This is a genomic window from Verrucosispora sp. CNZ293 (assembly GCF_002754655.1).
Map to the genome: position 1 here is coordinate 2,537,416 of NZ_PEFR01000001.1, position 25,258 is coordinate 2,562,673.

The window sequence follows — 25,258 nt, forward strand, 5'->3', positions numbered from 1 at the left end:
CGGTCCGCGCGGTGAGGTTCCGGTGCGCGGCCGTTACAGGCCGCGCGTGGGTGCCGCCGGTCGCGCTCCGCCCAACTCCGCCACCTCGACGAGGTACGGGTTGGTGGCGCGCTCGCGACCGATCGTGGTCGCGGGGCCGTGGCCGGGCAGGACGACCGTGTCGTCGGCCAGCGGAAGGATCTTGTCCCGCAGGCTGGCGAGCATCGTCGGCATGCTGCCCCCCGGCAGGTCGGTGCGGCCGATCGACCCGGCGAAGAGCACGTCACCGGAGAGGCAGACCTGCTCCGCCTCCCAGGGCGAGCCCGCGCCGGGCAGCCGGAAGAGCACCGACCCGCCGGTATGGCCTGGCGCATGATCGACGGTGATCTCCAGCCCGGCGAGGGCGAGCGTCGTACCGTCGGCCAGCTCGGCGACATCCTCGGGCTCGGCGTACGGCAGCCGCCCGCCGAAGAGCTGCGTGAGGTCCATCGACAGGGCCTTCGTCGGATCCGCCAGCAGCTCCCGGTCGTCGGGATGCACGTACGCGGTGATCCCACGCGCCCCGCAGACCGGTGCCACGGAGAAGGTGTGGTCGAGGTGGCCGTGGGTGAGCAGCACCGCGGCCGGGTGCAGACGATGCTCGGCGAGCAGCGCGTCGAGCTGGTCGATCACCCCGATGCCGGGGTCGACCACCACGCACTGTTCCCCCGGCCCGGTGGCGACCACGTAGCAGTTGGTGCCGAAGGCGTCCGCGGGAAAGCCGGCCACGAGCACGTCCGCTCCCCTTTCCGTCGAGTCGTCCTCTTCGGCAGCCTACCGGCGTCACCGGCCGGCCGTCCCGACCCGCCGGACCCCCACCCGGGGCACTGACGGATCCCGATGAAGATGGGCACCGACCTCGTACACCACTTTCCCAGCCGGTACCCGTACACTCTGGCGGGCGTGTGGCGTGGCGCACCTGCCGCCCGACAGGTACACGACCACCGGGTGACGACCAGGGTAGAGGAAAGGGGAGCACGGGTGGCTTCCAGCAGGGACCGGCAGCGCAAACTGGCGCGGGCCAAGCTCGACCGGCAACTGGCCCGCCGGGCCGCCGCCGTCAGGCGTCGCCGACGGATCCAGGCCGGTGTCGGCGCCGCCCTGATCCTCGTACTTGTCGTCGCCGGCTCGGCGTGGGCCCTCGGTGCTTTCGACAGTGAGCCGACCGAGAACACCGCGGCCGACGAGGTGTGCCTCTGGACCCCGCAGAACACCGAGGGCAACGCCAACCTCAAGGATGTCGGCGAGCCCCCGACCACCGGGCTGCCGGTCACCGGCACCCGGCCGATGTCGATAGTCACAAACCAGGGCGCGCCGATCTCCGTGGAGCTGGATCTCGCGAGCGCCCCGTGTGCTGCGGCGAGCATCGCCCACCTGGCCAGCCAGTCGTTCTACGACAACACCAAGTGTCACGAGATCACCGCCGACGGCGCGGTGCGTTGTGGCGACCCCAGCGGCACCGGTCTGGGCGGCCCGGCCTACTCGTTCTACAACGAGAACGTGCCGACCGCGCCGGAGGCGTCGCCGGAGCCGAGCCCGTCCCCGGACGAGCCACCGACGTACCCCAAGGGCACGGTCGCGATGATCTCGAACCCACCCGGGGCCAACGGCAGCCAGTTCCTGATCTTCTTCAAGGATTTCACCACCGCCGAGCCGGCATTCCCGATCATCGGCCGGGTCACCGAGGGCCTCGACGTCGTCGAGAAGATCGGTGCCCTGCCGACGGTGGACAATGGGGCCGGGGAGAAGGTCAAGCCGGAGAACGACGACGTGGTCATTCAGAGCCTGACCGTCGGCGAGCCCGTGCTGGACCCGGCGGCACCCGCCGATCCGCCCCCCACGGGCACCCCGAGTCCGGAAGCCTCCGGCGCGCCCGAAGCCAGCGCCAGCGCCGGCTGACCACCGGGCGACCGGGGCCCACCCCACCGCAGCGGCATTCACACACAGTCCAGGAGGATCGAGGCGTGACGTCCACCAGAGAGCGGCAGCGCGCGGCGGCCCGCGCCCGGCTCGAGAAGGAGATGGCCGAGCGGGCCGCTCGGGCCCGTAAGCGCCGCCAGACGCAGGCGGTCGTCGGAGCCGGAGTGGTCCTGCTGCTGGTGGTCGCCGGCACGGCCTGGCTGGCCAGCAACATGCTCGGCGACGACAGCGGCACCGACAACGCGGCCCAGGACGCGGCCTCCGTGCAGTGCGACTGGGTCGAGATGCCCGACGGCGAGCGCACCCCGCAGGTCAAGGACGTCGGTCTGCCGGACACCCAGCAGAGCAAGGTGGGCGTCCAGACCATGACGATCACCACGAACCTCGGCCCGATCACCGCCCGGATCGACAGGTCCGCGGTGCCGTGCACGGCGGGCAGCTTCACCCACCTGGCCGAGAAGAACTTCTTCGACAACACCAAGTGCCACCGGTTGGTGACCGAGGGCATCAAGGTGCTCCAGTGTGGCGACCCGAGCGCCACCGGCGAGGGCTGGCGGGAGACCGACGGCACCGGCGGTCCGAGCTACCGCATGGCGGAGGAGAACCTGCCCGCCGACAAGCGACCGCCGTACCCGGCAGGCGTCATCGCGATGGCCAACTCGGGCCAGCCGTCCAGCAGCGGCAGCCAGTTCTTCATCGTGTACGGCGACTCGCCGCTGGACCCGAACTACACGGTCCTCGGCACCATCACCGGCGGGATGGACATCGTGAACGACGTCGCGGCGGCCGGTGACGACGGCGCCTTCGCCCAGCAGGCCGGCGGCGGTCACCCGAAGAAGGAGGTCGTCATCACCGACCTCACCATGACCGACGCCTGACCCGAACCAACCCACGAAGCGCCCGCCGGCACCGCCGGCGGGCGCTTCGCCTTCCGCACCCGCACCCGCACCCGCACCCGCACCCGCACCCGCACCCGCACCCACACCCACACCCGCACCCGCACCCGCACCCGCGATCTTGCACTTTGTGTCGCCGTTATGAGGCTTTCATCCCGATATGTGGAGACGAAAAGTGCAAGATCGCGGACGTGGGGGTGGCGCGGGCGTGGGGGTGGGGGTGGGGTGGGTTAGGCGCCGGAGGTTACGCGGTAGGCGTCGAAGACGCCGTCGACCTTGCGGACGGCGGCGAGCAGGTGACCCAGGTGTTTGGGGTCGGCCATCTCGAAGCTGAACCGGCTCACCGCAACCCGGTCGCGGGTGGTGGTGACGGTGGCGGAGAGGATGTTGACCCGCTCCTCGGAGAGCACCCGGGTGACGTCCGCGAGCAGCTTGTGCCGGTCGAGCGCCTCCACCTGGATCGCCACCAGGAACGTCGAGGCGGAGGTGAGCTTCCAGTTCACCTCGACCACCCGCTCGCCCTGGGCGCGCAGGTCCTCCGCGTTGGCGCAGTCGTCGCGGTGCACACTCACCCCGCCGGAACGGGTCACGAACCCGAACACCGAATCCGGCGGGACCGGGGTGCAGCACCGGGCCAGCTTGATCCAGACGTCGCTGACGCCGCGTACGACCACACCCGGATCGTGGCTGGAGGAGCGGCTGCGCGGCGGGCGGGTGGCCACGGCGGTCTCGGCGATGTCCTCGGCCGCGCCCTCCTCCCCGCCGTAGGAGGCCATCAGCTTCTGCACCACCGACTGGGCGGAGACCTGACTGTCGCCGACCGCCGCGTAGAGCGACGCCACGTCGGGCAGGTGCAGGTCCCGGGCGATGGCCATCAGGTTGTCGGAGGTGAGCATCCGCTGCAACGGCATGCCCTGCTTGCGCATCGCCTTGACGATCGCGTCCTTGCCCTCCTCGATCGCCTCCTCGCGACGCTCCTTGTTGAAGTACTGCCGGATCTTCGTCCGCGCCCGGGGGCTCTTCACGAAGCCCAGCCAGTCCTGCGTGGGGCCGGCCGTGTCGGACTTCGAGGTGAAGATCTCGATCACGTCGCCGTTGGACAGCGTCGACTCCAACGGCACCAACTTGCCGTTGACCCGCGCGCCGATGCACTTGTGCCCCACCTCGGTGTGCACCGCGTACGCGAAGTCCACAGGCGTCGACCCCGTCGGCAACGGGATCACGTCACCCTTCGGGGTGAAGACGTACACCTCCTGGCTGGACAGGTCGAAGCGCAACGCGTCCAGGAACTCGCTCGGGTCGGCGGCCTCCCGCTGCCAGTCCAGCAGCTGCCGCAGCCAGGTCATCTCGTCGATGTGCGCCGGCGGGCCGACGATCTGGGTGCCCTTGTGCTCCTTGTACTTCCAGTGCGCCGCGATACCGAACTCCGCCGTACGGTGCATCGCGTACGTGCGGATCTGCATCTCCACCGGCTTGCCGGTCGGCCCGATCACCGTGGTGTGCAGCGACTGGTACATGTTGAACTTGGGCATGGCGATGTAGTCCTTGAACCGACCCGGCACCGGCTGCCAGTTCGCGTGGATCACCCCAAGCGCCGCGTAGCAGTCCCGCACCGTGTCGACGAGGATCCGGACACCCACCAGGTCGTAGATGTCGTTGAAGTCCCGCCCCCGCACGATCATCTTCTGGTAGATCGAGTAGAGGTGCTTCGGACGACCCGTCGTCTCCGCCTTGATCTTGGCGGCCTTCAGGTCGGTCTGCACCTTCTGGGTCACCTGCCGCAGCAACGCCTCCCGCTGCGGCTGGTGCTCCCCGATCAGCCGGTTGATCTCCTCGAACCGCTTCGGGAACAACGTCCCGAACGCCAGATCCTCCAGCTCCCACTTGATGGTGTTCATACCGAGCCGGTGGGCCAGCGGGGCGAGGATCTCGAGCGTCTCCTTGGCCTTCTGCTCCTGCTTCGGTCGCGGCAGGAAGGTGAGCGTCCGCATGTTGTGCAGCCGGTCGGCCAACTTGATCACCAGGACGCGCGGGTCCTTCGCCATGGCGACGACCATCTTGCGGATCGTCTCGGCCTTCGCCGCGTCGCCGAGCTTGACCTTGTCGAGCTTGGTGACCCCGTCGACGAGCAGGGCGACCTCACCACCGAAGTCCGTGCGCATCTGGTCGAGGGAGTATTCCGTGTCCTCGATGGTGTCGTGCAGCAACGCGGCGACCAGGGTGGTGGTGTCCATGCCCAGGTTCGCCAGGATGGTCGCCACCGCGAGCGGGTGGGTGATGTACGGATCCCCCGACTTGCGGTACTGACCGGAGTGCCAGCGCGCCGCCGTGTCGAAGGCCCGCTGCAACAACCGCGCGTCGGCCTTGGGGTGATTCTCCCGGTGTGACGCGATCAGCGGCTCCAGCACCTCGCTGACCTGCGACGACTGCCATGGGGCGTTGAACCGGGCCAGCCGGGCCCGGACCCGCCGCCCGGTGGGCGTGTGCGACAGCGCGAAGCCACTGGCAGCCGAGGAGTCGCCAGCACCGTCACCGGTGCCGACGGCCGGACGAGCCGGGTCACCTGTCGGCTGCGCCACGCCGGTCCCGCCGCCCGACGCCGGTGCGGCGCCGTTGCGGTCGGTCAGCGAGCCCTCCGCGTCACCTGTCGGGTGCACCGTGCCCTCCACCGGAGGGACGACCTCGTGGGACACCGGCCTCCTCACCGCTCGCCGGGACGACACCGACCGTGCGCCGGCCGGTCTGGTCTAGCGCCGCACAGACGGGTGACCGCCCGGTCAGCAATGGGCAATGCTACCCCCACCCGGGGTGCCGTGCCGCTCCGCCGGACGGACCGTGCCGGCGCCGTCCCGGGTCGCCGTCATCTCAAACGGTCAACAGGGCATGCACGGGACGCGGCGCCAGGCGATCACGCCCGCCGAGGAACGACAGCTCCAGCAGCACCGTGAAGCCCGCGACCGTGCCGCCGGCCCGCTCCACCAGATCCAGCGTCGCCGCCGCCGTGCCACCCGTGGCGAGCACGTCGTCGACCACCAGCACCCGGTGACCGGCGGTGAAGGCGTCCTGGTGCACCTCCAGCGTGGCTTCGCCGTACTCCAGTTCGTAGGAGGCGGCGTAGGCCGGCCGGGGCAGCTTGCCGGCCTTACGCACCGGCACCACGCCGACTCCCGTCGCGTACGCGATGGCGGCGGCGACCACGAACCCCCGGGCCTCGATACCGACGACCGTGTCGAAGGAGTCCCGCCCGTGGTGAGCGACGATCCCGTCGATCACCTCCCGGAAGGCGTCACCGTCGGCGAACAACGGCATCAGGTCCTTGAACATGACGCCGGGCTTCGGGAAGTCGGGCACGTCGAGCACCCGGCTGGCCACCAGTCGGGCCGCCTCCGGCCCGCTGTCTCCGCGTACCCCGGCGCTGTGGGTCTCCGTCACGGCAGTTCCGTTTCCCTTCCACACGACGGCGGCGTCCCGCACACTGCTCGCACAGCATGCAGGACGCCGCCGGTACCTGTTCCTACCGGGTCGGTCCCGGGCGTCCTCAGCGGCGCTTTCCGCCGCCCGGACGGTTGCCGCCACCGGGACGGCCACCCCGGGCGCCACCGGAACGCTTGCCGGCCGGTCGGGCGCCCACCTTCGGCGCGGCGGCGCCGGCGAGGGCGCCGGCCTCCGCGGTGACCGGCTCCTGCTCCTGCTCCGGCTCGGCCGTGGCAGCCGCGCTGGCCCTGGCCGGGGTCTCGCTCCGGCTGACCGTGCCCCGCCGGGCCAGCACCCGCTTGTTGTGCGCCTGGATCCGCGGGTCGCGGTTCTTCAGCACCACAAGCAGCGGGGTGGCCAGCATGATCGAGGTGACGAAGGCCATCGCCATACCGACGAACAGCACCAGGCCGAGGTCCTTCAGGGTGCCCGCGCCGAGCAGGCCGGCACCGATGAACAGGATGCCGCCGACCGGCAGCAGCGCGACCACCGAGGTGTTGATCGACCGCATCAGGCTCTGGTTGACCGCCAGGTTGGCCGCGTCGCCGTACGTCTGGTTGTTGTTCGCGGTGATTCCTCTGGTGTTCTCCTGGACCTTGTCGAAGACCACCACCACGTCGTACAGGGCGAAGCCCAGGATGGTGAGGAATCCGATGATCGTCGAGGGCGTCACCTCGAATCCGACGATCGAGTAGAGACCGGCGGTGAAGACCAGGTTCATCACCAGCGAGAAGATGGCCGCCGCGGCCATCTGCCACTCGAAGCGCAGGACCAGGTAGACGGTCACCAGCGCGAGGAAGATGACCAGACCGAGCAGAGCCCGGTTGGTCACCTGACTGCCCCACGCCTCGCTGACCCGGTTGCTGGCGATGTCGGCCGGGTCGATGTTGAACACCTGCCCCAGCTGCATCCGGACCGCGTCGGCCTGCTCGGCGCCCAGCTCGGTGGTACGCAGCTCGTAGAACTCGCCGCCGCCCCCGCCGACCTGCTGGGTGGTGACCACCCGGCCACCCTCACCCGCGGTGGCCAGCACCTCGCCGGCGCGCTGCTCCACCTGCTCCAGGGTGCCGGCACTCGTCGGGACCTGGAACGAGTTGCCGCCGGCGAACTCGATGCCGAGGCTGAAGCCCCGGAAGATGACGCTGCCGAGCGCGATCATCACCAGCACGGCGGCGACGGTGAACCACACCTTGCGCCGGCCGACGATGTTGAGGCCGGCCTCACCTCGGTAGAGGCGGGCTGCCAGACCAGTCTCAGCCATCTCAGGCCTCCTTGACGCGCTGGTTGCGGGGCTGCTGGGCCGGCTCCGACCGGGCCGGCAGTGCCCGGCCCAGGCCGCTGACCCGCGGGGACAGGAACGCCTTGGTCCGGGCGAACATCGTCATGATCGGATGCCGGAAGAGGAAGACCACGAGCAGGTCCAGCACCGTGGCCAGGCCGAGGGCGAAGGCGAATCCCTTCACCGTGCCGACCGAGACGATGTAGAGCACCACCGCCGACATGATCGTGATCGCGTTGGCCGAGATGATCGTCCGGCGGGCCCGGACCCAGGCCCGGGGTACCGCGCTACGCGGGCTGCGGCCCTCCCGGATCTCGTCCTTCAGTCGTTCGAAGTAGATGACGAACGAGTCCGCCGCCACACCGAGCGAGACGATGATGCCGGCGATGCCGGCGAGGGTGAGCGTGAAGCCGATCTGCCGGCCGAGGAACACCAGGGCGCCGAAGAGCAGCAGCGCCGACAGGATCAGGCTCAGGAAGATCACCGAGCCGAGCAGGCGGTAGTAGAAGAACGAGTAGATGATGACCAGCAGCATGCCGATGCCGGCCGCGAGCAGACCGGCCCGCAGGTGACTGGCGCCCAGGGTGGCGGTGACGTTCTGCTGCTCCTGCGGCTCGAAGGTGACCGGCAGGGCGCCGTAGCTGAGATAGCCGGCCAGCTCGCTGGCCTCCGCGTTGCTGAAGTTGCCGGTGATCTGGGAGTTACCGGTGAGCACGCCCTGGATCTGCGGCGACGAGATGATCTGGTTGTCCAGCACCACGGCGACCCGGCACTTGCCCTCGTCGCCGAGGGCGGAGGCGTCACACGCCTGGCCCTCGTTGTTGAACGCCTCACGGGTCAGCGCGGTCCACTTGTCCTGGCCGGAGCTGGTGAAGTTCAGGCTGACCACCCACTGGCTGGTCTGGTCGCGCACCGCGCTGGCGTCGGAGACGTCGGTGCCGAGCACCTTCGCCACGTCCAGCAGGTTCTTGGCGTAGCCGCCCTCACAGGCGACGACCTGCTGATCCGGGATCGAGATGGACGCCGGAGGGCGGTCGTCGAGCTGGACGCAGCCGATCGTCGGCACGTTGAACTGCATCTGCGCCGGCAGCACCGCCACCTCGCGGCCGCTCAACTCGCTGAACGGCTTGAGCTTGTCGGCGAGCGACGGGTCGGCGCTCAGGTCGGCCGGTGCCTGCAGGCCGCTCGCGGCGGCCCAGGCCTCCGCGCCGACCTTCTGCTCGACGGCGCGGCGCTGCTCCTCGATCGTCTGGGTCACCTCTTCGTCGGGCGTGGCCGACGGGGTGGGCGTCGGGGTCGCCGACGGCGTCGGGGTCGGCGCGCCACCGCCCTGGCCACCGGCGCTCGGCGACGAGGTGGCCTCGGCGTCGGGCGTGGGGGTCGCGGAGCCGGACGGCGTGGCCTCGGGGCTCGCGGTGCCGGACGGAGTCGCCGAAGGGCTCTCGCTCGGCGCCGGCGACGGGATCGACCCGCTGCCGTCGGCGATCTTCAGCACCTTGCGGAAGCGCAGCTCTGCGGCGTTGCCGACCTCGTTGAGCTCACGGTTCTCACCGGGCAGGGAGACGACGATGTTGCGGTCGCCCTCGGTGACCACCTCGGCCTCGGCCACACCGTACGCGTTGACCCGGCTCTCGATGATCTGGCGGGCGCGCTCCAGGTTGTCGGCGGTCGGGGCCCGGCCGTCCAGGGTGTTCGTGGCCTCCAGCGTCAGCCGGGTACCGCCGACCAGGTCAAGACCGAGGCGGGGTTCGAGTCGATCTTTCCAGCTACCGCTGGCGCCGCCCGAGAAGAACACCAAAAGATAGAGGACGACGAAGATGGCCCCGAGCACGGCCAACTGCCGTCCCGGGCGCATCTGTCCCTGAGGTGGTGCCACGGCTGTCCTGTCTCCCTGTGGTCACGCCGCCGCGGACGCGGCGGCGGGTCGGCCGGAATCCCGGGCCGACGGTCTGCCTTTGCGACGACGCCCGGGCTGGCGCCGCCGCCTCGGGTGGTCGACGCGGGGGCGTGGACCGGGTACGAGCCGGCGCGCCGGCACCCCGACGTCGGCCTTCTATCCAATTGTCTCAATGCGCGATTCGAGGATGACACCCACCCGGGGACGCGTGCGGATGCCTCCCGTTCGAGCCGCCGACGGACCGGCGACCCGGACGGGACTCGACGTCAGTCCTTGACGGCGTCGGTTTCCTCGGCGGCCGACTCGACCGGACGCTCCGCCGGGGTGACCACCCGGGCGATCGCCGGCCGGGCGAAGCGGGTCTGCACTCCGGGAGCGACCTCCAGCAGGACGCTGTCGTCCTCGACACCGGTGACCGTGCCGTACAGCCCGCCGATGGTGACCACCTCGTCGCCTGCGGAGAGGTTGGCCTGCATCGACTCGGCCTCGCGGCGGCGCTTCTGCTGCGGACGGATCATCATGAAGTACATGACGCCGAAGAGCAGAGCGATCATGAGGATCGGCGTGAAGCCGCCCGCTCCGCCGCCTTCTGCTGCGTAGTACACGGTTGTCGACCTTCCCATTGGCCGCCGGACCGGCGCGTCGGCGCCGGAACGGAGGCGGATTTTCACGTCCTGTACAGACCGCGGCGAGTCTAGTCGCTCTGCCTGGGAACGCCGAATGCGGCACAGATCACGAACGGATCACGGCTCGCCGATGTCCACCGAGAACAGATCGGGCACGGGAGGAGCTTCTGCCGCAAATGTACCATTCGGTGGCGTACGGCCCAGATGGTGCCAGGCGGCTTCGGTGGCCACCCGCCCCCGGGGCGTACGGGCCAGCAGGCCGGCCCGCACCAGGAACGGCTCGCAGACCTCCTCGACCGTGTCCGGCTGCTCGCCGACCGCCACGGCCAGGGTCGACAGGCCGACCGGACCGCCCTTGAACGAATCCACGAGTGCCGTCAGCACCGCCCGGTCGAGCCGGTCCAGGCCGAGGGCGTCCACGTCGTACACGGTGAGCGCAGCCCGGGCGGTCTCGATGGTGACCACCCCGTCGGCGCGTACCTCGGCGAAGTCCCGCACCCGACGCAGCAGCCGGTTGGCGATCCGGGGCGTACCCCGGGAACGGCCGGCGATCTCCGCCGCCCCGTCCTCGGTGATCGGCACCCCGAGGATCCGCGCCGAACGGTGCAGCAGCGTCTCCAGGTCGGCCGGCGCGTAGAAGTCCAGGTGCGCCACGAAGCCGAACCGGTCCCGCATCGGGCCGGTGAGCAGACCCGACCGGGTGGTCGCGCCGACAAGCGTGAACGGCTCCACGTCGAGTGGGATGGCGGTGGCCCCCGGTCCCTTGCCGACCACCACGTCGACCCGAAAGTCCTCCATCGCGCTGTAGAGCAGCTCCTCCGCCGGCTTGGCGATCCGGTGGATCTCGTCGATGAAGAGCACGTCCCCCTCGGCCAGACTGGTCAGGATCGCCGCCAGGTCACCGGAGCGCTCGATCGCCGGCCCGCTCGTCACCCGGATGCCGGCGCCCAGCTCGGCGGCGACGATGTTGGCCAGGGTGGTGTTGTGCACTACCAGGTCATTCACCGTGAACGTGTGGTCGCCGTCGACCGTCAGGCACCGGCACTCGTGCAAGCCGACCGGCTCTACGGACACCACTCGGTCGGCCGCCAGCCGCTCCTCGAACCGATCCCGGCGCGGAGCCCACTCCGCCAACCGCCTGCCCCGCTCACCGAGCACCGTGACTCGCTGCACGAACCTGGCCACGTCATCCTGGCTGGTGATGCTGAGCCGCCACGACTCGTGCGGTCTGCCCTGGTACCGGCCCCGCTTGAGCTTCAACCGTGATTGCACGCCCAGTCGGAGAAGCAGGTGCTGTACGTCGGCGAGCAGTTCCCGGGACACGCTGTGGTACTCGACCACCACGTCGTACCGGTCGCGCCCACGACGACTCACCGTCCCGTCGCAGGCGAAGTAGGCACCGAGAAACGCCGACACCTGCCAGGTGTCGCCCCGGAACACGAACGCCGGCACCCGCTTGGACCAGGCGTTCTTGCCGAGCAGGCCGTGTTCGGAGAGCCAGGGCAGCAGCCCTGAGATGCGGATCAGGGAGCTACGGGCGCTGTTCGGCCGAGTGATGTGGCCATATCCGAGACGATCACAGGTGGACCTGAAATCAGCCAGCACGTCATCGTCACCACCGGTGAAGGTCACCTGGTTGGTCGTGCAACCGTCGCCGACGAGGTACCCGGCGAGGCGGTACTCGTCGGTGCTCTCGGTGCCGTCGGCGACGAGATCCGGCGACAGGACGTTCGCGACGAAATCCCGATCGGTCAGATCACCTGCCTTCACCCAGCCCTCCGGCGTCCAGAAGGGGTGATCGGGTGCCGCCACCACCTCCCGTCCGCTCGCCGTCCGGATCCGGACGCTGTCCAGTTCCCCCTGCTCGTGCACGGCGGACACCGTCGCGCCCGCACCGGTCCGGCTGATGACCCGGTCGCCCACCACAATGTCGCCGAGACGCCGTCGGGTGCCGTCCTCCAGCAGGACCAGGGCATCGACAGAGACCGGCTTACCCAGGCCGGGCGGCCCGGACAGGAGGATGTGGTCGGGTGGGGAGCCGCGTCGCATCGCGCCCTGGAGCAGCAGGTCGAGCTGGTCCCGGACGCGGTGCTGGGCGATGAACTCGTCCAGCCGCTTCGGCCGGACACTGACCTCCGCGTCCCGTTCCGCGTCGTTGACGTACGCCGAGACCAGTCCGCCGTCGGGGCCGGTCATCGGGTACGACCCAGCAGCCGGATCGCCTGTTTCAACAGCACCGGCACCGGCGGGGTGGGGCCGTCGACGGTCTCCGCGACGGCGGCCACGGCCTGGTCGGCCTGGCTGGCCGTCCAGCCGAGCCCGACCAGCGCCTGACGGACCTGCTCGGGCCAGCCGCCGCCGGTCACCCCGGCCGCGCCGTCGACACCGACCGGCACCGGCCCGATCCGGTCACGCAGCTCCAGCACCAGCCGTTCGGCGCCCTTCTTGCCGATGCCGGGGACCCGGGTCAGCGCCGCCGTGTCGGCGTTGGCGATGGCCTTGCGCACCGCGTCGGGGGTGTGCACGGCGAGCACCGCCTGCGCCAGGCGTGGGCCGACCCCGCTGGCGGTCTGCAACAGCTCGAACAGCGCCTTGGCGTCGTCGTCGGCGAAGCCGTAGAGGGTGAGCGAGTCCTCCCGGACGACAAGACTGGTGGCCAGCCGGGCCGGCTGGCCGACCCGCAGGTCGGCGAGGGTGCCGGGGGCGCACTGCACGGCCAGGCCGACCCCGCCGACCTCGATCACCGCGTGGTCCGGGCCGGTGGCCGTCACCACGCCACGCACACTGGCGATCATCTCGCTCCTCCTCGTCTGGCCCGGTCCGCCGCGGCGGCCAGTTTCGACCGGGTGCCGCCGCGCCAGATGTGGCAGATGGCCAGCGCGAGGGCGTCCGCGGCGTCCGCCGGCCGGGGCGGCTCGGGCAGCCGCAGCAGCCGGGTGACCATCGCGGTCATCTGGGCCTTGTCCGCCTGGCCGGAACCGGTCACCGCCGCCTTCACCTCGCTCGGCGTGTACGTCTGCACCGGCAGCCCGGCGCGCGCCCCGGCCAGCACGGCGATCCCGCTGGCCTGGGCGGTGCCCATCACCGTACGCACGTTGTGCTGGCTGAACACCCGCTCCACGGCCACGCTGTCCGGCCGGTGCTCGGCGACCAGCTCGGTCAACGAGCGGTCCAGGTGCAGCAGGCGGGTGGGCAGCTCGTCGGCCGGGTCGGTGTAGACGACGTAGTAGGCGATAAGCGTGCAGGGCCGGCCGGGCACCCCCTCGACCACGCCGACCCCACACCGGGTCAACCCCGGGTCGACGCCGAGCACCCGCACGCCGCCTCCCTCCAGCCGCCAGGCAGTACGTGTGTTCGACACCCTACCGATGCCGCCGCCACGGCGCGCCACGGGACACGCCAGTCGTGGCGGGCGGGACAGCAGTGTAGAGCCCGGCCACAGCGTGCGGTGGGAGTATGTGTCGCGACCCCATGTGCGCCCGGCCACACAGCTCGTAACTTCATGCGCCATGACGGCAGAACCCGTGGCGGTCCCCCACGTCGTGAACGTCGACCTGGCCGGTCGTACCGCCCTCGTGACGGGCGGGGGCGGCGGCATCGGTCGGGCCTGCGCCCTGCGGTTGGCCGCGGCCGGCGCGACGGTGGTGGTCGTCGACCGCAACGTCGAGGCGGCCAAGCTGGTGGCCGCCGAGGCCGGTGGCCGGGCCGAGGGGGTGGACCTCGCCGACCCGACGGCCGTGGACGCGCTCGACGCCGACGTCGACATCGTGGTCAACAACGCCGGTCTGCAACACGTGGCGCCGCTCCAGGACTTTCCCGTCGAACGGTTCGAGTACATCCAGCGGGTCATGGTGGAGGCGCCGTTCCTGCTGATCCGGCGGGCGCTGCCGCACATGTACGCCCGGGGCTGGGGCCGGATCGTGAACATCTCCTCGGTGCACGGGTTGCGCGCCTCGCCGTACAAGGCGGCCTACGTCTCGGCGAAACACGCGCTTGAGGGACTGTCGAAGGTGGTGGCGTTGGAGGGGGCGGCGCACGGGGTGACCGCCAACTGCATAAACCCGGCGTACGTGCGGACCGCGCTCGTGGAGAGCCAGATCGCCGACCAGTCGGCCGCCCACGGCATCCCCGAATCCGAGGTGATCGAGAAGATCATGTTGGCCCGGGCAGCGGTCAAGCGGCTGATCGAACCCGAGGAGGTGGCGGAGCTGCTGGCGTACCTCTGCTCTCCGGCGGCGGGGTTCCTCACCGGCGCCTCGATCGCGCTCGACGGGGGCTGGACGGCGAATTAGCGCCGGCCACCCGCAGAATGTCGGTCATGTCGTCGCCTGTGGAGTTCCTGGAACTGCTCGCCCGGGAGGCCGCCGCGGTCGAGTTCGAGGGACCGCTCGTCGCCGCCCGCTCGGCCGGGCTGCCCGCCGAGCGCCTCGCCGAGCTGGAACAGGCCAAGACGGTGGCGCTGCGGGTCCGGGCGCTGCTGGAACGCCGCCGCCGCCGGGAGAGCGAGCTGTCCGGCCTGTACGACACGGTCAGCGACCTGGCCGGGTTGCGCGACCTGGACGAGGTGCTGCGGGCGATCGTGCACCGGGCCCGGCACCTGCTCGGCGCGGACGTCGCCTACATGACGCTCAACGACGCCGAGCGCGGCGACACCTACATGCGGGTGACCGACGGCTCGGTCTCCGCCCAGTTCCAGCGGCTGCGGCTGCCGATGGGCGCCGGACTCGGCGGCCTGGTGGCGCAGTCCGGCGCCCCGTACGTCACCGCGAACTATCCGCAGGACGAGCGGTTCCACCACACCCGGGAGATCGACGCCGGGGTGGGTGAGGAAGGGCTGGTGGCGATCCTCGGGGTGCCGCTACGGCTCGGCTCGACGAGCATCGGGGTGCTCTACGCGGCCAACCGCACGGCCCGGCCGTTCGCCCGCGAGGAGGTGGCGCTGCTGCTCTCGCTGGCGGCACACGCCGCGGTGGCGATCGACACCGCGCGGCTGCTGGCCGAGACCCGCGCGGCGCTCGAGGAACTCTCCTCGGCGAACACCACGATCCGCGCGCACAGCAGTTCGGTGGAGCGGGCCGCGGCGGCCCACGACCGGATGACCGCGCTGGTGTTGCGCGGCGGTGGGGTCGAGGACGTGGCCGCGGCGGTCACCGACGTGCTCGGCGGCGCGCTGCTGGCGCTCGACGCCGAGGGCCGACGTCTGGCCCAGGTCGGCGAGATCGACGAGCCGGACCGGGCGGAGATCGTCGAGGCGGTCGCGGCGTCGCGGACCGAGGGACGCAGCGTCCGTCGGGGCACGTTGTGGTACGCCGCCGTGGTGGCCGGCGCGGAGAACCTGGGCGTGCTGGTGCTGCGTCCCGAGGGCGAACCGGCCGACGCCGACCAGCGGATCCTGGAACGGGCGGCGCTGGTGACCGCCCTGCTGCTGCTGTTCCGGCGTACCGTCGCCGAGGCGGAGGGACGGGTCCGGGGCGAGTTGCTCGACGACCTGATCGCCCGGCCGCTGCGCGACCCGGACGCGCTGCGCGGTCGGGCCCGCCGGCTGGGCGTCGAGTTGGACGCGCCACACGTGCTGGTGGCCGTCGGCGACGACGCCATCGCGGCGACCGGCTCCGCCCGGCAGCGGGTGCTCTCCTGGGCCACCACGTACGCCTCGACGCGGGGCGGGCTGGCCGCGGCGCGGGACGGCCGGGTGGCGCTGATGCTGCCCGGGCAGGACGCCGGTGGCAGCGCCCGGGCGGTGGCCCGGGACCTGTCCCGGATCACCGGTCGGCCGGTGACCGCCGGGGCGAGCGGTCCGTCGACCGGCCCCGATTCGCTGGCCGCCTCGTTCCGGGAGGCGGACCGTTGCCTGACCGCGCTCGGCGCGCTGGGCCGGTCGGGGCAGGGGGCGAGCAGCGCCGAGCTGGGTTTCGTCGGGCTGTTGCTGGGTGCCGTCGACGACGGTGGCGACGCCGACGTCAGCCGTTTCCTCACCGCCACCATCGGCCCGGTGATCGACTACGACTCCCGGCGGGGTACCGCGTTGGTGCGGACCCTGGAGGCGTACTTCGGGGTGGGCGGCAGCCTCGCCCGGGCCGCCGAGCAGTTGCACGTGCACGTCAACACGGTGACGCAGCGACTGGAGCGGGTCGGGCAGTTGCTCGGCGCCGACTGGCAGCGGCCCGACCGGGCCCTGGAGGTGCAACTGGCCCTGCGCCTGCACCGCCTGCGTACGCCGGCCGGCTGAGCGTCTGTCGGGACACCTCGCGGCGGGCGGTCTGTCGACGGCGACCGACGCGCGGGTCAGCGCACGCGAATACCAGCCAGGACGCCGTCGACGACCTTCTCCGGCAGGGTCGCCTCGTCGAGGTCCGGGTTCCAGTTCAGCACCCGCTGGATGAGCATCGGGCCGGTGAGCATCGCCATCGTCACCTCGACGTCGATGTCGGCGCGGAGTTCCCCGTCGCGGACGCCACGGCGCAGCACCTCCCGCATCACCACCCGGCGGGGCTCCACGATGCTCTGGTAGAACGCGTACCGCTCGGGGCTGCGTTTCATCTCGGGCACCAGGCAGGGCATGATCTGCGCCGCGCGTGGGTCGACGTTGTGACCGATCGCGCTGACCAGTGTGATCAGGTCTTCGCGGACGGACCGCCCGGCCGGCTGCGGCGGGTCGCCCTTGAGCCGACGCAGCGCGTCGAGCAGCAGCGCGTCCTTGCCTGGCCACCGGCGGTAGATGGTGGCCTTGCCCACCCCGGCCCGTGCGGCGATCGCCTCGATCGAGATCGCCTCGATGGTGCTGCCCTCCGCGAGCAGGTCCAGGGCGGCTTCGACGATCGCCTCGTCCGCCCGGACGCTTCGTGGTCGCCCGGGTGGTCGTGCCGCGTCCGCCATGCCTGTCATCTGCTCATTGTCGCTGGCCCGGTGTGGCACCGGCCAACTCGGGCTCGCCGATCGGCGCCGAACCGCCGGCCGTGGACCGCCCGGGCATCCAGCGCAGGGCCACCAGAATGCCGGCCGCCGCGACCAGCGCGGCAAGCGTCGCCGACAGGTGCATGGCCGAGACGAAGGAGTCGTTGGCCGCCGCGACGAGTCCCGGACCCGCCGGACCGAGTTGACCGGCCGCGGCGTACGCGCCCGCGATGGATTCACCGGCTGCCGCACCGGCGGCCGGCGGCAGCTCCGCCAGGGCCGGCTCGATGCCGCCCCGGTAGCCCGCCGCCAGCACCGAGCCGATCACCGCGACGCCGAGCGCGGCGGCCACCTGCCGGATGGTGTTGCTGACCGCCGAGCCGACGCCGGCCTTCTCCCGGGGCAACGCCGACATGATCGATTCGGTGGCCGGCGGCATGATGTTGGCCATCCCGACGCCCTGCAGGAAAAAGACGACAAGCACCACCCAGATGGGCGTGGCGGCGTCGACGAAGGCGAACGCGCCAAGGGCCACCGAGGTCAGCACCAACCCCACCACCGCCACCGCCCGGCCGCCGTACCTGCGGACCATTGTGGCGCTACGCGGGGCGAAGACGAGTTGGGCGACCGCGAAGGGCAGGAAGAGCAGGCCGGTCTCCAGCGGGCTGTACCCACGCACCAGCTGCAGGTAGAACGAGCTGAAGAACATCACGCCCATCGCGGCGAAGAAGACCAGCCCGATCATCGCCACCGGGGCGGCGAAGCGGGGCACCCGGAACAGTCGGACGTCCAGCGACGGGTGGCTGCTGCGCCGCTCGTGCAGCACGAACCAGGCCAGCACCGCGACCCCGCCGACGATCGAGGCCCAGACCAGGGGTCGGCCGAAGCCGTGCTCGCCGCCGTCGATGATGCCGTAGGTGAGGGCGACCAGACCGACCACCGAGAGCAGCACACCGAACACGTCGACGCGGCCCGGTTCGGGGTCGCGCGACTCGGGCACCAGCAGCGCGACCAGGAGCACGCCGAGCGCCACCACCGGCACGTTGATCAGGAAGACCGAGCCCCACCAGTAGTGCTCCAGCAGCAGGCCGCCGAGGACCGGCCCGATCGCCACCGCGAGACCGACCGCGCCGGCCCAGATCCCGATGGCCCGCCCTCGCTCCCGAGGGTCGAAGACGTTGGAGATGATCGACAGGGTGGCCGGCATGATGGCCGCGCCGCCGACCCCCATCAGCGCGCGGGCCGCGATCAACTGGACCGGGTTCTGCGCGTACGCCGAGAGCAGTGACGCCAGGCCGAAGAGCGCGAGGCCGATCACCAGCATCCTGCGCCGGCCGGCCCGGTCCCCGAGCACGCCGAAGGTGAACAGCAACCCGGCGAAGACCAGGGTGTAGGAGTTGATCGACCACTCCAACTCGCCCTGGCTCGCCCCGAGCCCGTGCACCGGGTCGGCGAGCGTGCGGAGCGCGACGTTGAGAATCGTGTTGTCGAGGACGACCACGAGCAGGCTGATCACCAGCACCCCGAGGATCGCCCACCTCCTCGGATGTCCGGTGTTCTCGTTCGGCTGCATCTCCGCCCCCGGTTTTCGATACGGTTCCGTCCGTACGTCCCCGAGCGTAGTGCACTTACGATACGGTACGGTTCCGTTTCGCTATGACGCCGGTCACAGATCGGGATCGGCCGTCGGACTCTCCTGCAACACCCGGACAGCGGCGGCGAGCGAGTCCAGCCGTCGCACCGGCGGGGCGAGCGGCTCGACCCAGCCAGGCCCGGCCCCGTACACCCGTACCGCCGGGAAGTCGCGGGCGAAGCGGCCGATGCGGTACGAGCGGCCGGTCAGCGCCGTCTGGGACCAGACGGCGACGGTGTGCGGTCGGGCCCGGTGCACGGCGCCGGCCAACGCCTGCCACGGCAGCGCCGGCCCGACCAGCAGGCAGCCTCGACGGCGCTCGCGCAACGCGGCGGCGAGGGCGTGCAGCCCGAGGCAGTGTTCCTCCTGCTCCGCCCCGGCCAGCAGCACGCCGTCCGGGGGCGGGCCGACCTCCGGATCGCGACCGAACACATCCAGGCCGACCCGGACGCCTTCGGACAGGGCGTGCTCGACGGCGATCCCGGCGGCGGTCCGCCCGCTCCGCGCGGTGAGCACCGGCACGCAGACGTCGTCCCACAGCCGTACGACTCCCCACACCTCGGCCAGTTCGACGACAAGCGCGGCGACCCGATTGCCGTCGAACTCCTCGGCGGCGGTCGTCAGGCGCTTGCGCGCGACCTGCACGACCTCGGTCGGCATCGGTACCCCAGACACCAGACTTCCTCCCGGATGAACAGCTCTGCACCGAGGGATTCGTCGGGACGCCGCGTCACGGATGCGCTCACCGGCGCCTTGACCCGGGCGGCTACGTTGATGATCAACTCAGTAAGGCCGTACCCGGAAAGGTCCCGTCATGCCCTTCGGCTTCATCCTGGCGATCGTCACCGCCGTCACCGCGGTCATCGCCGTCGCCGTCACCCTGCTCAGCTCGCAACGCCAGGTACGGCAGATCGGAGTCCTGACGGCGGTCGGCGCCCTGGTCGCGACGGCCGTTTTCACAGTCGCGTCGAGCGCCCACTCGGTACCGATCCGCTCGGTCGGCATCGTCACCAGCTTCGGCAAGCCGACAGGTGAGGTCACCGGCTCCGGTCTGAAATGGGTCACCCCGTGGCAGCGGGTCGGCGAGTGGGACGCCGGGCGGCAGAAGTACGACCACATCGGCAGCGACAAGTGCGTGCGGGTACGCACCGGCACCCTCGCGGACGCGTGCGTGGAGGTGCTCGTCGAGTGGCAGGTCCAGCCCGAGAACGCCCCGCAGCAGTTCATGGACTACAAGGGCGACTTCGAGAGCTTCCGGGGGCAGCGGGTCGGCGTCCAGCTCGACAGCGCGGTCAACGACGCCTTCGCCGTCTACAACCCGTTGGAGCGCATCGACTCGAAGACCGGCAACCTGAACGTCGACCTCAAGCCCTTCTCGGAGAGCATCAAGTCCAACGCCGAGGGCCGGCTGGCCGACGACGTCGAGATCCTGTCGGTCACCATCACCCGGGTGAACCACGACGACAAGACCGAGGGCAACATCAAGGCGTTCCAGGACAAGCTCGCCCAGACCCGCAACCTCGAACAGGACCGCCTCAACGCCGAGATCCAGAAGCAGGTCACCGAGACCAACGCGACAGTGGACAAGGTGACCCGCTGCCTGGAGATCGCGGACAAGCACGGCAGCACGCCGGGCCTGTGCATCAACCCGGGCATCGTCACCGGCAAGTGAGTCGGTGGACCCGCTCCCGCTGGCGCCCGGTGGACAGTGCCGCCCGCCCTCACCGGTCAGGTGATGAGGGCGGGCGGCGAGCGCCGGCCGCACACCGGCGAGCCGTCCGGTGCGGCGTGGACGGCGCGGTCAGGAGGTGAGCGCGTCGAGGGCCAGGTCGACGTCCTCGGTGGTGGAGTAGAGGTGGAACGAGGCCCGGACCCGACCGGCCCGCACCGCCGCGCGTACCCCGGCACGTGCCAACTTCTCCTGCGCGCCGGGCACCTCGACGGTGACGATCGCGCTGCGCCCGGTTGGCTGCCCCAGGCCGGCGAGGAACCGGTTGGCCAGCGCCACGTCGTGCGCCCGTACCTGCTCGACCCCGATCTCCAGCAGCAGCTCCAGGGCGGGGGCGGCCCCGACCCAGCTGAACCAGGCCGGCGAGAGGTCGAACCGGCGGGCGTCCTCGGCCAGCCGCAGCGGCGGCCCGTAGTAGGAGGCGTGCGGGTCACGGCCCGCGTACCAGCCGGCGGCGTCCGGCCGCAGCCGGTCCCGCAGCCCGGGAGCAAGGTAGGCGAACGCGGTCCCCCGGGGGCCCATCAGCCACTTGTATCCGCCGGCCACCACCACGTCCGCGCGGGCCGCGTCGAACGGCAGCCAGCCGCACGCCTGGGTGGCGTCCACCGCCACGAGCGCGCCGTGCGCCCGGGCCGCCGCGACGATCTCGTCGTACGCGGCGACACTGCCGTCGGCGGACTGCACCAGGCTGAACGCCACCAGGTCGGTGTCGGCGTCGACGGAGGCGGCCAGCTCGTCAAGCGCGACGGTGCGTACCTCGACGCCCCGTTCGGCCTGGACGAGCCAGGGAAACAGGTTCGAGGTGAACTCGACCTCGGGCGCCAGCACCCGGGCACCGGCGGGTAGCGCGGCGGCGACCGGCGCCAGCAACTGGGAGACGGTGGCGCCGACCGCGACATCGGCCACCGGTACCGCGACGAGTCGAGCGAACGCCGTCCGACACCTGTCGGTCGCCGTACCCCAGCTCTCCCACGAGCCCTGGCCCACCCGCCACGCGGCCAGCGCGTCCTGCAACGCGTCCCAGGCCGGGTCGGGCGGCAACCCGTAGCTGGCAGTGTTCAGCCAGCCCGGCTGCGGTTGCCACAGCTTCTGCGCCTGTTCCAGTTCCACACCCCGACGCTAACCGCCCCGCCACCCCACCCCGAAGCGCCAATCCCACCCCCGTGGCCCACCCCACCCCACCCCGCCCCGCCCCGCCCCGCCCCGTTCCCGCGATCTTGCACTTTTTGTCTCCGCAAAGGGGACTAATCAGCGCATTCCAGCGACCAGAAGTGCAAGATCGACGCGCGGGGTGGGGTTGGGGGTTTGGGGTGGGGACGGGGTCAGGTGACGTTGGCGGGGCCTAGGACGCTTTTCAGGTCGGCCATGAGGGCGGTGGTGGCGGCCACGCGGACCGGGCTCAGGCGCAGGGTGGTGGAGCGGGTGCCGTTCAGGAGTTTGACGTGCACCTCGGCGTCGCCGGGGTGCAGCACCAGGGTCTCCTTGAGGCGTTCCACGAGCGGAGGGGTGCAGCGGGTCACCGGGATGGTGAGGGTGACCGGCTTGTTCGTGGTGCTGGTGCTGACGTCCGGCAGGGACATGTCCATCGCCATGATGCGCGGGGTGTCGTCGCGCCTGTCGACCCGGCCCTTGACCACCACTATCGCGTCCTCGGCGATGTACTGCCCGATCACCTCGTAGGTGTTCGGGAAGAACAGCGTCTCCACCCCACCGGCGAGATCCTCAAGGGTCGCCGAGGCCCACGCCCGCCCCTGCTTGGTGACCCGCCGCTGCACGCCGGAGAGGATGCCGGCGAGGGTGACCACCGCGCCGTCGGGCACGGTGCCCTCCTCGGAGAGCGCCGCGATCGTGGTGTCGGCCGCCGCGCCGAGGATGTGTTCCAGGCCGAACAGTGGATGGTCGGAGACGTACAGGCCGAGCATCTCGCGTTCGAAGGCGAGCTTGTCGCGCTTGTCCCACTCCCCCTCGGCGATGACCGGCATGACAGTGGTGTTCGTCGCCACCTCGGCGTCGCCGAAACCGGCACCGAACAGGTCGTACTGCCCGACGGCCTCCTTGCGCTTGACGTCGGCGTACGCGTCGATGGCGTCGGCGTGCACGGTGAGCAGGCCCTTGCGGGAATGCTTCAGTGAGTCGAACGCCCCCGCCTTGATCAGGGATTCGATCGTCTTCTTGTTGCACACCACCGCGTCGACCTTGGACAGGAAGTCGTAGAAGTCGGCGTACTCGCCCTTCTCCTCGCGGCAGCGCATGATCGCGGCGACCACGTTCGCGCCGACGTTGCGGATCGCGCCGAGGCCGAAGCGGATCTCCCGGCCGACCGGGGTGAACGGTCCGGCCGAGGTGTTCACATCCGGCGGCAGGACCTGGATGCGCATCCGGCGACACTCCGACAGGTACATGGCCATCTTGTCCTTGTCGTCGCCGACGGAGGTCAGCAGCGCCGCCATGTACTCGGCCGGATAGTGCGCCTTCAGGTACGCCGTCCAGTAGGACACCAGCCCGTACGCGGCCGAGTGCGCCTTGTTGAAGGCGTACCCGGCGAACGGGACCAGCACGTCCCAGACCTTCTGGATGGCCTCGTCGGAGTAGCCGTGCTCGCGGCAGCCGTCGCGGAACGGGATGAACTCCTTGTCGAGGATCTCCTTCTTCTTCTTGCCCATCGCCCGGCGCAGCAGGTCGGCCTGGCCGAGCGTGTACCCGGCGAGGATTTGCGCGGCACGCTGCACCTGCTCCTGATAGACGATCAGGCCGTAGGTCGGGGCGAGGATCTCCCGCAGCGGCTCCTCAAGCTCCGGATGGATCGGGGTGATCTCCTGGAGGCCGTTCTTGCGCAGCGCGTAGTTGGTGTGCGAGTCCACGCCCATCGGGCCGGGCCGGTACAGCGCCAGGACTGCGGAGATGTCCTCGAAGTTGTCCGGCTTCATCATCCGCAGCAGCGACCGCATCGGCCCGCCGTCGAGCTGGAACACGCCGAGCGTGTCGCCCCGGGCCAGCAGCTCGTACGCGGCCTTGTCGTCAAGCGGCAGGGCCAGCAGGTCCAGCTCCTTGCCGTGGTTGAGCTCGATGTTCTTGACCGCGTCGTCGATGATCGTCAGGTTGCGCAGGCCGAGGAAGTCCATCTTCAACAGCCCGAGCGACTCGCACGTCGGGTAGTCGAACTGGGTGATGATGACCCCGTCGGAGTCCCGGCGCATCAGCGGGATGTGCTCGATGATCGGCTCGGCCGACATGATCACACCGGCGGCGTGCACGCCTGTCTGCCGGATCAGCCCCTCGATCCCCCGGGCGGTGTCGATGACCTTCTTGACGTCGGCCTCGGCCTCGTACATGCCCCGGATCTCACCGGCCTCGGCGTACCGGGGGTGCTTCGGGTCGAAGATGCCCTCGAGCGGAATGTCCTTACCCATCACGGCCGGTGGCATCGCCTTGGTGATCCGGTCGCCGACCGCGTACGGGTAGCCGAGCACCCGCGCCGAGTCCTTGATCGCGGCCTTCGCCTTGATCGTGCCGAAGGTGGCGATCTGGGCGACCTTGTCCTCGCCCCACTTGTCGGTCACGTACTTGATCACCTCGCCGCGCCGACGCTCGTCGAAGTCGATGTCGACGTCCGGCATGGAGACCCGCTCGGGGTTCAGGAACCGTTCGAAGATCAGCCCGTGCGGGATCGGGTCCAGGTCCGTGATGCCCAGGGCGTACGCGACAAGGGAACCGGCCGCGGACCCGCGGCCGGGACCGACGGCGATGCCCTGGTTCTTGGCCCACTGGATGAAGTCGGCGACCACGAGGAAGTACGACGGGAAGCCCATCTGGATGATGACGCCCAGCTCGTACTCGGCCTGCACCACGTGGCCCTCGGGGATGCCCTGCGGGTAGCGGCGGGCCAGGCCGGCGAAGGTCTCCTTGCGGAACCACGACTCCTCGGTCTCGCCCTCGGGCACCGGGAAGCGCGGCATCAGGTTGTGGAACTCGAACATCCCGGTCGGGTCGACCCGCTCGGCCACCAGCAGCGTGTTGCGGCAGCCCTCCAGCCAGACGTCGGAGCCGTCCACCCCACGCATCTCGTCGGCGGACTTGATGTAGTAGCCGCTGCCGCCGAACTTGAACCGGTTCGGGTCGGCGACGTTGCTGCCGGTCTGCACGCAGAGCAGCACGTCATGCGCCTCGGACTGCGCCTCGTGCGTGTAGTGCGAGTCGTTTGTGACAACCGGCGGGATGCCGAGCTTGCGGCCGATCTCAACCAGCCCGTCCCGGACCTTCTTCTCGATGTCCAGGCCGTGGTCCATCAGCTCCAGGAAGTAGTTCTCCTTGCCGAAGATGTCCTGGTACTTCGCGGCGGCTTCGAGGGCCTGCGCGTCGTGGCCCAGCCGCAGCCGGGTCTGCACCTCGCCGGAGGGACAGCCGGTGGTGGCCATCAGGCCGTCGGCGTACTCGGCCAGCAGTTCGGCGTCCATCCGGGGCCACTTGACGAAGTAACCCTCGGTGTACGCCTTGCTGGTGAGCGTGAAGAGGTTGTGCAGGCCGGTCTTGTTACGCGCCCAGATCGTCTTGTGGGTGTAACCACCGCTACCGGAGACGTCGTCGCTCTTCTGCTCCGGCCGACCCCAGCGGACCCGCTTCTTGTGATAGCGCGACTCCGGCGCCACGTACGCCTCGATGCCCAGGATCGGGGTCACCCCGGCGGCCATCGCCTGCTTGTAGAAGTCGTTCGCGCCGTGCATGTTGCCGTGGTCGGTCATCGCCACCGCCGGCATGCCCTGCCGCTTGACCTCGGCGAACAGGTCCTTGAGCCGGGCCGCCCCGTCGAGCATCGAGTACTCCGTGTGCACGTGCAGATGCGCGAACGAATCGCCCATGCGGAGGCCCCCCGGGTCGGATGATCGAGTCGGTCG

General features: G+C 70.7%; 19 protein-coding genes and 1 pseudogene. 5 read left to right on the plus strand and 15 right to left on the minus strand.

From position 1 onward, the window contains the following. Positions 1–33 precede the first annotated feature (33 nt). The gene (locus CLT74_RS11535; protein WP_099846523.1) at positions 34–753 is read right to left on the minus strand and encodes an MBL fold metallo-hydrolase; all 720 of its coding nucleotides are present in this window, start codon (positions 751–753) and stop codon (positions 34–36) included. A gap of 246 nt (positions 754–999) precedes the next feature. Between CLT74_RS11535 and CLT74_RS11540 the strand changes: the two genes are divergently transcribed. Continuing rightward, positions 1,000–1,917 (plus strand): peptidylprolyl isomerase, encoded by a 918-nt coding sequence (locus CLT74_RS11540; protein ID WP_099846524.1) that lies wholly within the window; start codon positions 1,000–1,002, stop codon positions 1,915–1,917. Between the two features lie 65 nt (positions 1,918–1,982). Continuing rightward, a complete protein-coding gene (locus CLT74_RS11545; RefSeq protein ID WP_099846525.1) occupies positions 1,983–2,816 on the plus strand; it encodes a peptidylprolyl isomerase in 834 nt (277 codons plus the stop codon). A gap of 248 nt (positions 2,817–3,064) precedes the next feature. Here the strand turns inward: CLT74_RS11545 and CLT74_RS11550 are convergent, their stop codons facing one another. The 9 genes and pseudogenes from CLT74_RS11550 to ruvC form a co-directional block, all read right to left on the minus strand. Beyond that, positions 3,065–5,503, minus strand: a complete 2,439-nt coding sequence (locus tag CLT74_RS11550) for a RelA/SpoT family protein (protein ID WP_199172362.1) — start codon at positions 5,501–5,503, stop codon at positions 3,065–3,067. Positions 5,504–5,699: 196 nt separating this feature from the next. Then, positions 5,700–6,266 carry an adenine phosphoribosyltransferase gene (locus CLT74_RS11555; RefSeq protein ID WP_099846527.1) on the minus strand — a complete coding sequence of 189 codons (567 nt, stop codon included), beginning with the start codon at positions 6,264–6,266 and terminating at the stop codon, positions 5,700–5,702. Positions 6,267–6,372: 106 nt separating this feature from the next. Beyond that, positions 6,373–7,569, minus strand: a complete 1,197-nt coding sequence (secF, locus tag CLT74_RS11560; RefSeq protein WP_099846528.1) for a protein translocase subunit SecF — start codon at positions 7,567–7,569, stop codon at positions 6,373–6,375. Between the two features lies 1 nt (position 7,570). After that, on the minus strand, positions 7,571–9,463 hold the full coding sequence (gene secD, locus CLT74_RS11565) for a protein translocase subunit SecD (protein ID WP_099846529.1): 1,893 nt from the start codon (positions 9,461–9,463) through the stop codon (positions 7,571–7,573). A gap of 287 nt (positions 9,464–9,750) precedes the next feature. After that, on the minus strand, positions 9,751–10,089 hold the full coding sequence (gene yajC, locus CLT74_RS11570) for a preprotein translocase subunit YajC (protein WP_199172167.1): 339 nt from the start codon (positions 10,087–10,089) through the stop codon (positions 9,751–9,753). A gap of 138 nt (positions 10,090–10,227) precedes the next feature. After that, the gene (gene ruvB, locus CLT74_RS30455; RefSeq protein WP_158240305.1) at positions 10,228–11,982 is read right to left on the minus strand and encodes a Holliday junction branch migration DNA helicase RuvB; all 1,755 of its coding nucleotides are present in this window, start codon (positions 11,980–11,982) and stop codon (positions 10,228–10,230) included. Continuing rightward, positions 11,962–12,306: pseudogene (locus CLT74_RS30215) on the minus strand (Holliday junction branch migration DNA helicase RuvB); the annotation flags it as partial. The pseudogene CLT74_RS30215 and the gene ruvB, both read right to left, overlap by 21 nt. Further along, positions 12,303–12,905, minus strand: a complete 603-nt coding sequence (ruvA, locus tag CLT74_RS11580) for a Holliday junction branch migration protein RuvA (protein ID WP_099846531.1) — start codon at positions 12,903–12,905, stop codon at positions 12,303–12,305. The gene ruvA and the pseudogene CLT74_RS30215, both read right to left, overlap by 4 nt. Beyond that, positions 12,902–13,429: a crossover junction endodeoxyribonuclease RuvC gene (ruvC, locus tag CLT74_RS11585; protein ID WP_099846532.1), complete on the minus strand. Its 528-nt coding sequence runs from the start codon at positions 13,427–13,429 to the stop codon at positions 12,902–12,904. Before ruvC ends, ruvA begins: the two co-directional genes overlap by 4 nt. A 190-nt stretch (positions 13,430–13,619) precedes the next feature. On the opposite strand from ruvC, the gene CLT74_RS11590 reads away from it, so the two are divergent. Then, complete coding sequence (locus tag CLT74_RS11590; protein WP_099846533.1) at positions 13,620–14,402, plus strand: 3-hydroxybutyrate dehydrogenase; 783 nt, start codon at positions 13,620–13,622, stop codon at positions 14,400–14,402. 17 nt (positions 14,403–14,419) lie between these two features. Continuing rightward, positions 14,420–16,339, plus strand: a complete 1,920-nt coding sequence (locus tag CLT74_RS11595; protein ID WP_099846534.1) for a helix-turn-helix domain-containing protein — start codon at positions 14,420–14,422, stop codon at positions 16,337–16,339. A gap of 56 nt (positions 16,340–16,395) precedes the next feature. On the opposite strand, the gene CLT74_RS11600 is transcribed toward CLT74_RS11595, so the two are convergent. The 3 genes from CLT74_RS11600 to CLT74_RS11610 all read right to left on the minus strand — a co-directional run bounded on the left by CLT74_RS11600 (position 16,396) and on the right by CLT74_RS11610 (position 19,312). Continuing rightward, entirely contained in the window at positions 16,396–16,995 is a 600-nt protein-coding gene (locus CLT74_RS11600) for a TetR/AcrR family transcriptional regulator (protein WP_099851799.1), read from the minus strand. Between the two features lie 4 nt (positions 16,996–16,999). Beyond that, a complete protein-coding gene (locus tag CLT74_RS11605; protein ID WP_099846535.1) occupies positions 17,000–18,577 on the minus strand; it encodes an MFS transporter in 1,578 nt (525 codons plus the stop codon). 93 nt (positions 18,578–18,670) lie between these two features. Beyond that, positions 18,671–19,312 (minus strand): transcriptional regulator, encoded by a 642-nt coding sequence (locus tag CLT74_RS11610; protein WP_486582253.1) that lies wholly within the window; start codon positions 19,310–19,312, stop codon positions 18,671–18,673. 139 nt (positions 19,313–19,451) lie between these two features. Between CLT74_RS11610 and CLT74_RS11615 the strand changes: the two genes are divergently transcribed. Beyond that, the gene (locus CLT74_RS11615) at positions 19,452–20,309 is read left to right on the plus strand and encodes an SPFH domain-containing protein (protein ID WP_099846537.1); all 858 of its coding nucleotides are present in this window, start codon (positions 19,452–19,454) and stop codon (positions 20,307–20,309) included. Between the two features lie 129 nt (positions 20,310–20,438). Here the strand turns inward: CLT74_RS11615 and CLT74_RS11620 are convergent, their stop codons facing one another. Then, the gene (locus CLT74_RS11620) at positions 20,439–21,476 is read right to left on the minus strand and encodes an aminotransferase class V-fold PLP-dependent enzyme (RefSeq protein WP_099846538.1); all 1,038 of its coding nucleotides are present in this window, start codon (positions 21,474–21,476) and stop codon (positions 20,439–20,441) included. 212 nt (positions 21,477–21,688) lie between these two features. Then, the gene (gene dnaE, locus CLT74_RS11625; RefSeq protein WP_099846539.1) at positions 21,689–25,222 is read right to left on the minus strand and encodes a DNA polymerase III subunit alpha; all 3,534 of its coding nucleotides are present in this window, start codon (positions 25,220–25,222) and stop codon (positions 21,689–21,691) included. Positions 25,223–25,258: the final 36 nt, after the last annotated feature.